This is a genomic window from Nostoc sp. (assembly GCF_054880495.1).
Genome location: NZ_JBTYKD010000045.1, coordinates 1 through 10,168 on the forward strand (window position 1 = coordinate 1; position 10,168 = coordinate 10,168).

The 10,168-nt window shown below is 41.0% G+C and carries 12 protein-coding genes; 8 read left to right on the top strand and 4 right to left on the bottom strand.

The genetic code is table 11. The features are described 5' to 3' along the window. The 3 genes from ACYTXL_RS05030 to ACYTXL_RS05040 form a co-directional block, all read left to right on the top strand. Nucleotides 1–747: ATP-binding cassette domain-containing protein (locus ACYTXL_RS05030; protein WP_461923741.1), on the top strand; the 747-nt coding region annotated here is incomplete at its 5' end. Nucleotides 748–755: 8 nt separating this feature from the next. After that, the gene (locus ACYTXL_RS05035) at nt 756–1,388 is read left to right on the top strand and encodes an ABC transporter permease (RefSeq protein WP_292805733.1); all 633 of its coding nucleotides are present in this window, start codon (nt 756–758) and stop codon (nt 1,386–1,388) included. Continuing rightward, nucleotides 1,388–2,290, top strand: coding sequence for a glycine betaine ABC transporter substrate-binding protein (locus ACYTXL_RS05040; RefSeq protein ID WP_461923742.1), 903 nt, complete (start codon nt 1,388–1,390; stop codon nt 2,288–2,290). The genes ACYTXL_RS05035 and ACYTXL_RS05040 overlap by 1 nt, the downstream gene beginning before the upstream one ends. A 200-nt stretch (nt 2,291–2,490) precedes the next feature. On the opposite strand, the gene ACYTXL_RS05045 is transcribed toward ACYTXL_RS05040, so the two are convergent. After that, nucleotides 2,491–3,117 carry a Uma2 family endonuclease gene (locus ACYTXL_RS05045; protein ID WP_461923743.1) on the bottom strand — a complete coding sequence of 209 codons (627 nt, stop codon included), beginning with the start codon at nt 3,115–3,117 and terminating at the stop codon, nt 2,491–2,493. A 92-nt stretch (nt 3,118–3,209) separates the two neighbouring features. Beyond that, entirely contained in the window at nt 3,210–3,950 is a 741-nt protein-coding gene (locus tag ACYTXL_RS05050) for a phytochelatin synthase family protein (RefSeq protein WP_461923744.1), read from the bottom strand. A gap of 104 nt (nt 3,951–4,054) precedes the next feature. Here ACYTXL_RS05050 and ggt point away from each other — a divergent pair, with 104 nt between their 5' ends. Continuing rightward, nucleotides 4,055–5,866, top strand: a complete 1,812-nt coding sequence (gene ggt, locus ACYTXL_RS05055; RefSeq protein ID WP_461923745.1) for a gamma-glutamyltransferase — start codon at nt 4,055–4,057, stop codon at nt 5,864–5,866. A 77-nt stretch (nt 5,867–5,943) separates the two neighbouring features. On the opposite strand, the gene ACYTXL_RS05060 is transcribed toward ggt, so the two are convergent. Then, nucleotides 5,944–6,207, bottom strand: coding sequence for a hypothetical protein (locus ACYTXL_RS05060; protein ID WP_461923746.1), 264 nt, complete (start codon nt 6,205–6,207; stop codon nt 5,944–5,946). Between the two features lie 365 nt (nt 6,208–6,572). On the opposite strand from ACYTXL_RS05060, the gene ACYTXL_RS05065 reads away from it, so the two are divergent. Further along, nucleotides 6,573–6,983 (top strand): PIN domain-containing protein, encoded by a 411-nt coding sequence (locus ACYTXL_RS05065; RefSeq protein WP_461923747.1) that lies wholly within the window; start codon nt 6,573–6,575, stop codon nt 6,981–6,983. A gap of 54 nt (nt 6,984–7,037) precedes the next feature. After that, nucleotides 7,038–7,262, top strand: a complete 225-nt coding sequence (locus ACYTXL_RS05070) for a hypothetical protein (protein ID WP_461923751.1) — start codon at nt 7,038–7,040, stop codon at nt 7,260–7,262. A gap of 246 nt (nt 7,263–7,508) precedes the next feature. Here ACYTXL_RS05070 and ACYTXL_RS05075 read toward each other — a convergent pair whose 3' ends face one another. Further along, nucleotides 7,509–8,108: a DUF1802 family protein gene (locus ACYTXL_RS05075; RefSeq protein ID WP_461923748.1), complete on the bottom strand. Its 600-nt coding sequence runs from the start codon at nt 8,106–8,108 to the stop codon at nt 7,509–7,511. A 79-nt stretch (nt 8,109–8,187) separates the two neighbouring features. Between ACYTXL_RS05075 and ACYTXL_RS05080 the strand changes: the two genes are divergently transcribed. Together ACYTXL_RS05080 and ACYTXL_RS05085 are read left to right on the top strand one after the other, a co-directional pair. After that, nucleotides 8,188–9,147, top strand: a complete 960-nt coding sequence (locus ACYTXL_RS05080) for an aldo/keto reductase (protein ID WP_461923749.1) — start codon at nt 8,188–8,190, stop codon at nt 9,145–9,147. 788 nt (nt 9,148–9,935) lie between these two features. Then, on the top strand, nt 9,936–10,168 hold a 233-nt coding region (locus ACYTXL_RS05085; protein ID WP_461923750.1), incomplete at its 3' end, for a hypothetical protein.

Genomic DNA, 10,168 nt, shown 5'->3' on the forward strand with positions numbered 1-10,168 from the left:
ATGCCGCAAAATAACCAAACTGCCGTCGAATTCCGCGATGTTACCTTTAGCCGCAATCATCGCCCATTGGTGTCAAATCTGAATTTTGCCATCCGCCAAGGAGAAGCACTCGTATTACTTGGACGCAGTGGAAGCGGCAAAACTACAACAATGAAGTTAATTAATCGCCTATTCACACCCACACAAGGCGAAGTTTTATTTGAGGGCATTCCAACAACTCAGTGGGATCAAATTAAACTGCGGCGAAAAATTGGTTATGTCATTCAAGAAATTGGTTTATTTCCCCATTTCACTGTAGAACGTAATGTGGGTTTAGTGCCGACTTTGGAAGGTTGGCAACCAAAACAAATTAAAATGCGGGTTTATGAATTGTTGCAATTGGTGGGTTTAGAACCAGCAAAATTTGCCCAGCGTTATCCGCACGAACTTTCGGGAGGACAAAGGCAAAGAGTAGGCGTAGCCAGGGCTTTAGCGGCAGATCCGCCAGTGTTGTTGATGGATGAACCCTTTGGCGCACTCGATCCGATTACGCGGTTGGAACTTCAACAAGAGTTTCGGCATTTGCAGCAGGAATTAGGCAAGACAGTTGTTTTTGTCACCCACGATATTCAAGAAGCTTTTATTTTGGCATCGAGAATTGGTTTAATGTATGACGGAGAATTGGTAGTATTGGGGACAACAGATGAATTTATGCGATCGCAACACCCAGAAAGCCTTGCCTTTCTCCAATGTCTGCGTTCCTTGTAAAACACTTTATGAAAAATTTCTTTCTCGTTAAGTATGCCCCAGAAATTCTTCAGCATACTCTAGAACACCTGTTTCTGGTAGGAATTGCAATTGGAATTGCCATACTTATAGGCATTCCATTAGGTATTTTGATTACACGTAAAACTTATCTTCGCCAACCAATTCTCGGCATAGCGAATATCCTGCAAACTATTCCTAGTTTGGCACTGTTTGGCTTACTCATTCCTGTTCCCATAATTGGCGGAATTGGCGCAGTACCAGCAATTGTTGCTCTGATTGTATATTCTTTGCTGCCGATAATTCGTAATACTTACACAGGTATTACTGGTGTTGATCCAGCGATTCGGGAAGCTGGAAGAGGGATGGGAATGACAGATAGACAATTGTTATTACAAGTTGAGATTCCCTTGGCAATGGGAGTAATTTTGGCAGGAGTGCGAGTCGCAACGGTAATTGCCATAGGTATTGCAACTATTGCCGCAGCAATTGGGGCTGGTGGTTTGGGAGTGTTTATTTTTCGCGGGATATCAGTTGTGAATGATCAGTTAATTTTAGCTGGTGCAGTTCCGGCGGCGGGAATTGCATTACTGGCTGACTTTGCAATTGGCTGGTTGGAGAATAAATTCAAAATTCAAAATTAATGAAAAGATTTTTAACACTTTGCTTTTTAACCTTTAGCTTGTTATTGGTAATCACTAGCTGCACGCCGAATTTAAATAGTAGCAGCACTGCTAATATTATCGTTGCTTCCAAAGATTTTACTGAACAAGATATTTTAGGCGAATTGTTAGCACAGCAAATCGAGGCGACAACTAATTTAAAAGTAGATCGTCGTCTCCATCTGGGTGGTTCTTTTGTTTGTCATAGTGCAATTACTGCTGGCAAAATTGATGCTTATATTGAGTATACAGGTACAGCTTTTACTGGAATTTTAAAACAAAAAGCAGTTAACAATCCCAAAGAAGTTTATGAAAAGTTAAAACAAGCATACTCCAAACAATTCAATCTGGAAGTCATGCCAAGCTTAGGTTTTGAAAATACTTTTGCGATGATTGTCCGGGGTGAAGATGCCAGACGCTATAACATTCAAACTCTCTCCGAGGCTACTCAATATACACCACAATGGCGCGGTGGTTTCGGCTACGAATTTTTAGAACGTGAAGATGGTTTTCCCGGATTAGCTAAAACTTACGGTTTACGTTTTGCCAAATCACCCCAAATCATGGACTTGGGTTTAATATATCGTGCTTTGATTCAAAAACAGGTAGATATGGTAGCGGGTAATTCTACTGATGGACAGATTTCTCGCTTAGGTTTAGTTGTACTAAAAGATGATAAACACTATTTTCCACCTTATGAAACTGTGCCAATTGTCCGACAAGAAATCTTAAAAAAATATCCCGAATTAAGAAAAGCGATCGCACAACTTGCCGGCAAGATTTCGGCAGATGAAATGCGACAGTTAAACTATTTAGTTGAGGGAGAATTACGTGATATTAAAGATGTTGTCCAGGAGTTTCGGAAATCGAAGGGATTAGTTTGATCTCAAGGATAGGCAAGATGCAATTGCCTATAGCGCTTCTGTGTTGAGTCCAATACATACCTAACAAGAACAGCCCCTTCCCTACTAGTGTTGGGGAGTTAATACGGTTCGGATAAGACTTGATCCCCCCAACCCCCATTTTTAAGGGGGGCTAAAAATGGCTCTACTTACCCGTAAAAAAGGGCGACTAAGGGGGATCTTTAATGTTTATGCAAAAACTTCTTTAACCATCTAATCGCTTCACTTGTTGTTCGCTCTGCTGCAATTTCAAGACATTGCTGCACAATTTCTCTGACGTTAGGAAAGTAGCTGCTTTCTGTAAGCACATAACTTTCTGCTTGCAATCTATAAATTAATAACTGATGACTTTTTAATATCCAGACTTCTGGCACTCGATAAGGCAAGAAATCATTAATGTCGGTGTAGCTTGTCACATCTATTTCAATTACTAAATCTGGTGGTGGATCTGACTCCCAATCAATTCTTTTTTTGCCTACTACTGCTCTCCAATTTTCAACGTAAAAGCAATAGTCTGGTTCAATACCACTAATTTCTGGCAAGCTCATGGTGATGGGCGTAAATGAGTCGTATATGCGGTTTAAGTGGTCAAGTAGAGCTATTACTATCAATGCCAACAAACTCGCATCTCTTCCATGCTCTGGTAGTGGTGCCATCAGCAAAATTTCCCCTCTTCGATATTTAATGCGAGGCGACGAGCGATCGCCTAGTTGCTGACTTAATACTTGATAGTCTTGCCAATCTCCTAAAAGTTTCAACACTGCGCCTGGTGGCAACTCGATTCTTTTTGGTGTAATTATGGTATCCATATTAGCTCGCATTTTAAATATTCCCGATCGCATTGTTTATATAGAGGATGGGCGATTGCAGGATTCATGAATTCAATGAACAGATTGTTATATCAAAGGTTTTTGCTTACAAATACAAAGCCACGGCTTTTCTTTGATGAGGGATCATTTGTAAGCATTGCTTTCCATAAATCTGCTGTTTTTACCCAAACTGGTGGATACTTATAACGACTAACATCAAGAATTAAAAATCTATCTGTTTGCTCATTATATGCTGCCAAAGGGGAAATATGCCCACCTTTCTCTTCACCTATTTCTTTCCGTAGATAGTTTACTACAACGAAATTTTGCGGTTCTTTTAAATTTTCTGCCGCTTGTTTGCGGAACTCCTCTAAACTAGTGTCGGCAGCGTGGTAAACATTAACTTTAAGGTCATAGCTCGCTAGTAATTTCCCTAACTGGTCTAGAGTCATACCTTGTTGAGACACAGCTTCAGGAGTTAGCACTTTTTTGGCATTATTATTGTTAAAAAAGTTTTCTTGAGTAAATACTCGATATGGCTTGTATTGGGGTGCTTCTGGTGCTGGAATTTGTAGACTATTCAGTACCATAACTATACTAGCAACACCACAATATGCCTGATTATTTTGAGTGGTGAATTGCATAATCAGTGGAAAGAAGTCTTCTTTTGATTTACTCTCAAATAATAATTTTTCACCTTCAGGCGTATTAAAACCTACTAAGTTAGAGGAAAGCGGTAGTGTCTGAGAGAGAACGCTTCCGCTAGAGATACATAATCCAATAGTTAAAGCTTTAAAAAATGTCTTACTTGTTTTTAGTAACATAGTATTCATAAGTACTCTAAGATTCTCAAATTATATTAATAATCTCACACTAAGATGCTAAACAAGTATAATATTTTAGAAAAAATTGTATCGCCTCAATAACTAAACTAAAAATGCTTACTGTTGCTAAATCCAAGCAGGTTGCCATCGCCATCTTTTCTTTGACTGTCGTCCTTTACAGCCAAGTTGCCTCAGCCGCCTTGACTTTACCCCTACGCAGCAAAAAGGGAATGGTGGTTTCAGCCCATCCCCTAGCAAGTGAAGCGGGAATTTCGATGTTACGCAAAGGTGGTAATGCAGTAGATGCAGCCGTAGCCACAACTTTTACAATCTCTGTAGTTGAGCCTTTTTCGGCGGGAATCGGTGGCGGCGGATTTTTGCTGATGCACTCTGAGAAAACTGGCGAGATGAAAGCGTTAGATTTCCGGGAACGCGCACCCCTAAAAGCTACAAGAAATATGTATCTGGACGCGAAAGGAAACGTGCTACCAAATGCAAGTATTAATGGTTATTTGGCAGTCGGGACACCAGGAACGGTGGCGGGACTTTATGAATTACATCGTCGCTATGGTAAACTCTCTTGGCAGGAGGTGATGAAACCTGCGATCGCTTTGGCTAAAGATGGTTTTGTCCTCAGTCCTCAAGTTACTTGGCGTTCGCTCCCAGAGTACAAAAACCGCAAGCAGGCAATTCTCAACAATCCAGCAGCGCGGGAAATTTTCACTCGCAACGGCGAATTTTATCAACCAGGGGAGAAGCTAGTGCAGCGTGATTTGGCACGCACTTTAACCGCAATTGCCGAAAATCCTCAAAGTTTTTACACCGGAAGTATTGCTCGGGCGATCGCTTCTGATATGGTAAAAAATGGTGGTTTAATTACTCTAGAAGACCTCAAAGCCTACAAACCAATCTGGCGCACTCCCGTTTGTGGAAACTTTCGCAAAGCTAAAATTTGCTCAATGCCACCACCATCATCAGGAGGCGTTCACCTATTGCAGATTTTAAATATTATCGGTGACACTGATTTAAAATCTTTAGGATGGCATCATCCTGACGCTATACATTTAATGGTAGAAGCAATGAAGATTGCTTACGCCGATCGCTCCCAATATTTAGGCGATCCTGATTTTGTCAAAGTCCCTGTACAAGAACTGCTCAGTCCAGCTTACGCCAAAAAACGCCGTCAAGAAATTAATATGCAAGTGGCTAGACCCTCAACCGAAGTCAAGCCAGTAGACAAAGAGACACTACAACGTTTTAGTCAAGCTAACAATCAGAGTTTGAGAGAAAATATCATCCCGTTATCTAATCAATCTCTCAAACTACAAGCGACTCGCCATGAATCTCCTGAAACCAGTCATCTTACCGTTGTAGATGAAGAACACAACGCCGTCAGTCTGACTTTCACCATTAACCTTGGTTTTGGTGCTGGTGTGGTGACACCAGGAACTGGAATTGTCCTCAACAATGAGATGGATGATTTTGCTGCTGCGCCAGGAGTACCTAATGCCTTTGGTTTGGTTGGTAATGATGCCAACAGCATTGCACCCCGTAAAACTCCTCTATCTAGCATGACTCCCACAATTGTCACAGAAAATGGTCATTTCCGCATGGCAGCAGGTGCGCCTGGTGGTAGCACCATCATCACCCAGGTTTTGCAAGTGATCCTGAATGTGCTGGAATACAACATGGATGTTGGCGCGGCTGTTTCTGTTCCACGCATACATCATCAGTGGCTTCCAGATGAGTTGCGCGTAGAATCTTGGGGTTTGGATGCTCTGACAATGCAAGAATTAGGCCGTCGGGGGCATAAAATTAAGGAAACTCCTCCTTGGGGTAATGGTAATGCGATCGCTGTGACATCTGATGGAACTCTAGAAGGGGCGGCTGATCCTCGCGGTGAAGGTTCCCCCAGAGGGTGGTGAGGAAAACTTGGGGGACAAGGGGGACAATATATAACTCCTGTACAGACGCGATTAATCGCGTCTCTCCAAACTCCTAACTATTGATTTTGGATTGTTGACTCTGCGTAGCTGCTGCTGCCAAACTCATTTGCGCGTGTGCTAGGTACTAGTGTCCAGCCTGCTTTGAGAAGTTTTTGATAAGTTGCCCAACCTTTAGAACCACCTGGTATTTTATAATCTGGGACTGTAAAATGTCCAAAAGCTGTGTAGGGACGCCAAGGTTGATTGGGTTCTGTCTGCAAATACAAAATTTTCTCTCCGTCACCACCAGATTTAGATAACCAGCACATTTGTCGGTGCATTGCAAACTCCTTTGCTTTTAGTTAAAGATGCATAATAGCAGAATTTTGTCAAGTCCCATCTCACCCTTGGGAATACTTTTTTGCCTAATACTTCAGACAAAATGTAATTAAGTTCTATCCAGTACAGGATAATTACTTAACAACTCATACCCTGAGAAAGCTGCTAGTAGGACACAAAGACAAACAGCTTTCCCTCACCTTCCTTCTAGGGGAGATTTTTCTTATATTATCCGCGCTTTTTTTATTTGTGTGTAACAATAAATACTATTTTGGCTGAAGTTTGCAATCAGACTATTTGTTTTTCTGCTTACATATATAAGCGCAGATTTTGGAAATTACTTGTAAAGTTCCGTTGATTCAACACTATGAGCAAACAATATAAAATTTATCTTGATGCTTGTTGTTTGAATCGTCCGTTTGATGACCAGACACAATCCCGTATTTATCTAGAAGCACAGGCAGTTATGACAATCCTGAGTCAATGTCAATCAGAGACTTGGAAACTTATCAATAGCAGTGCTTTAATTGCCGAATTAAATCAAACACCTGATTTAGAAAGACTACAAAACGTCAAAAAATTACTCCTCATTGCTAAAATCAAAGTTATTAATAGCGCTTTCATTAAATACCGTACTGCCGAACTCCAAAAATTAGGATTTTCCAGCTATGATGCCACCCATATCGCTTGCGCCGAAAGAAGTGAGGCTGATGTATTTCTGACAACAGATGATAGACTCTTTAAAAAAGCCCAGAAAAGCTCTGAATTAATGTATTGATTAATAACCCCGTTCAATGGCTGGCAGAAGTAATACAAGCCAAGGAAAACAATGATGAAAACCAAAAATGAAATTATCAAACAGGGCTACAATGCCTTAATCAATTCTCTGGGAGTTGCCGATACTATTAGGTTTATTCAATATTTCAGTCCTGGTAAAGGGGATTACACCAAAGAACGTCATCAATGGCTAGATAAAAAAACTTTGGGGGATGTGTTGGTGGAGATGAAAGAATTGCAGGAAGATGACACCAATCAATATGACAAAATTATTGAGTAGCAACTCAGAGATCATTTCTAAATACGACTTACGCAAAACTACACGTGGTAGGGGCAATTCATGTAGCTTTAGCTGACTGCAGGGTATTGCCACTACCTAAACAATCATTCTTTTGAGCTATTGTTTGCGTAAGTCGTGATCAAGTAAAAATAAAATTAACCGTAGGCTAGAATGGCGCTTACTTAAGTTAGATTTAGATGCCCGACTTTTTCAAGAAGTCGGGCATCTGGGCAGCAACTTGGGTTATTAGAAGGATTGAGCATACAACTTATCGCCGACAATGCCGCGAATTGTCTCTACTAATTGAGTGTATGCAGAATTAGATAAAACTGGTTTTGCTGCTTGCAACTCAATTGGTTGATTTAAATCAATCCATGACTTACAGCCAGCGTATTTGGGGTAATAGGGAATTTCTTGCTCTTGGGGTAGTTTATATGTCCGCAGGAGGAGAATATAAAGCGGCTGGCGTGGTTTCCATTTGAGGCGATCGCTAATAAAATGCTCGTTCCAAATATGGAAGGGAAGCAACCCATTCACAATAAATTCGTCACTCACTGGCAAAATATCGGTAATTTCAGCCCAACTGCCGATGCGAACTGTTTCAGGATGCCAACCTGATGTTACTGGATAAACACCATTGGCATACTCAGCTTTCAGCATGAAAGCTTGTTGATGTTCACAAGTAGGGTAAAGCAAAATTTGCTTGTGGGCAACTTGGAAATTTCCATTTCGTTCATGGATACCGCCTTTGCGGAGCAACATAATTGTTTTGCCACTTTCCAAGGCATTTATGGCAACTGCCCATTCTTTGAGAGCATGAAAAGTTGTAGTCAATTCCATCAGCATCTACTGTAACTCTGATTTAATTTAAAGCTAAAACCGATAAAGTATAAAACTGTCCAAGGGAATGAATTAGGAAGCAGTTATGGAAAAGCGAGCGCTAGGTACAACTGAAGTCAAAATCACACCCATCTTGATGGGAACTTGGCAAGCTGGTAAAAAAATGTGGGTGGGAGTTGAGGATGCTGACTCGATTAAAACGATCCGAGCCGGATTTGAAGCTGGGATCACGACAATTGATACTGCTGAAGTTTATGGTGAAGGACACTCTGAGCGAATTGTCGCTGAAGCTTTATCTGATGTACGCGATCGCGTGGAATATGCGACGAAAGTTTTCGCTAACCATCTCAAGTATGAACAAGTCATTGAAGCTTGCGATCGCTCCCTAGCAAACCTGAAAACTGATTACATCGATCTTTACCAAATTCATTGGCCCTCCGGTGCTTTTAATAGTGAAATAGTACCTATTGAAGAAACTATGAGCGCTCTTAACCTGCTTAAAAAGCAAGGTAAAATTCGAGCGATTGGTGTTTCCAATTTTTCCCACACCCAGTTGGCAGAAGCAGCAAATTATGGACGTATTGATAGTTTACAACCACCCTATTCTTTATTCTGGAGACAGGTAGAACAAGATGCATTGCCCTATTGTATCGAAAATAATATTTCTATCCTTGCTTATTCGCCTTTAGCACAGGGATTGTTAACCGGAAAATTTGCTCTCGGTCATCAATTCGACCCAGCAGATAACCGTGCTAAAAATAAACTGTTTGAAGGCGAAAACTTTGAACGCGCTCAACAAGCGCTACAACAACTGCGTCCCATAGCCCTTGATCATAATTGTACCCTTGCTCAGTTAGCTTTGGCGTGGTTAATTGCCCAACCCCAAGCAAATGCCATCGCTGGGGCGCGTTATCCCGAGCAAGCACTAGACAACGCATTAGCCGCCCAAATCCAAATATCTGCCGTCCACTTGGCAGAAATTGACGCCATTGGACGTAGTCTCACCGACCATCTGGATAACAGTCAGATTATGTGGAATTGGTGACAATGCAGTTGAGTTAGCCATGTTGATCTCTCGAAGATCCCTTCAACTTTCTTGAAAAGAGAATTAGGGATCAAACTTCTGGCTCTAGATTGCAAAATCTAACAAAAGGTCAACTTTAGTAAACTAAGAGTTGCAACTTATAAACTAAGTGATAAGTTAAATAGTAGGACACCAAACAAAATCAAACCAAATTAAAAGGGTAAATGACTTAGTGTCTCCTGTCATCAACCCAAGCAAATCTCAGCAGATTAAATATAGCAGTGGTAAAAAGCCTAATGTAGAATAGAAGGCAAAGCCAAATCCCAAAGCGGAAAAAAGCAAGTATGCTGAGTTTGTTCGTTGTTTAGTCCACCCTAGTTATTAACTTTCAATCACTTAATTAGTTTAACAATTTGAAACCTGTGAACTCGATAAAACCTGGTCAACCTTGATCAGGTTTTTGGTATTTGATCAAAAGATAGTTAATCTGCCCAATAAACTGCATAGATTTTTGAAAATAGCATTCCTGTGCCCCGATGAGTCGTCTATATTCTATACAATTCAGAACCACTATAAATCAATACGTTTGGTGTTAGCGTTAAAAACCATAAACTGCTCGCGGTTAGTTTGAACGTTCACGCAGCGTCCATAGGGAAGTGAAACTCTATGCAATTTCAGAAGCGCTCTAAATAAGATTGTGGAAGCTCAGGCATGAGTAATGGATGCGAATGGTAACATGATCCTGGTAGCCCAAACACCTACAGTTAATCCTGTGCGTTCCTGGTTATCACTTACCTCTTGCCATGCTAATGACTAAAACAACTAAGATTTCTGGCGCGAATTCTCTAAAATTTAAAAAGCAAAAGCAGCCAGGGCGTGGCTCCCCTTCTCTAGGAAACGCTCCTTGGCGTTGGGAGAAGACGAGGCTGGATCAGTTTTTACGTTTACCTTTGTACTTCTTAATCGCTTTGTTATGCATCCTTGGTTCACCCGTACTGGCAAAAGTTGCTGGCTCAATTAATTCCTCATCCCAATTACCAAT

Coding starts and splice junctions, on each gene's coding strand:
- ACYTXL_RS05035 (WP_292805733.1), top strand. CDS start 756: ATGAAAAATTTCTTTCTCGTTAAGTATGCCCCAGAAATTCTTCAGCAT.
- ACYTXL_RS05040 (WP_461923742.1), top strand. CDS start 1,388: ATGAAAAGATTTTTAACACTTTGCTTTTTAACCTTTAGCTTGTTATTG.
- ACYTXL_RS05045 (WP_461923743.1), bottom strand. CDS start 3,117: ATGGATACCATAATTACACCAAAAAGAATCGAGTTGCCACCAGGCGCA.
- ACYTXL_RS05050 (WP_461923744.1), bottom strand. CDS start 3,950: ATGAATACTATGTTACTAAAAACAAGTAAGACATTTTTTAAAGCTTTA.
- ggt (WP_461923745.1), top strand. CDS start 4,055: ATGCTTACTGTTGCTAAATCCAAGCAGGTTGCCATCGCCATCTTTTCT.
- ACYTXL_RS05060 (WP_461923746.1), bottom strand. CDS start 6,207: ATGCACCGACAAATGTGCTGGTTATCTAAATCTGGTGGTGACGGAGAG.
- ACYTXL_RS05065 (WP_461923747.1), top strand. CDS start 6,573: ATGAGCAAACAATATAAAATTTATCTTGATGCTTGTTGTTTGAATCGT.
- ACYTXL_RS05070 (WP_461923751.1), top strand. CDS start 7,038: ATGAAAACCAAAAATGAAATTATCAAACAGGGCTACAATGCCTTAATC.
- ACYTXL_RS05075 (WP_461923748.1), bottom strand. CDS start 8,108: ATGCTGATGGAATTGACTACAACTTTTCATGCTCTCAAAGAATGGGCA.
- ACYTXL_RS05080 (WP_461923749.1), top strand. CDS start 8,188: ATGGAAAAGCGAGCGCTAGGTACAACTGAAGTCAAAATCACACCCATC.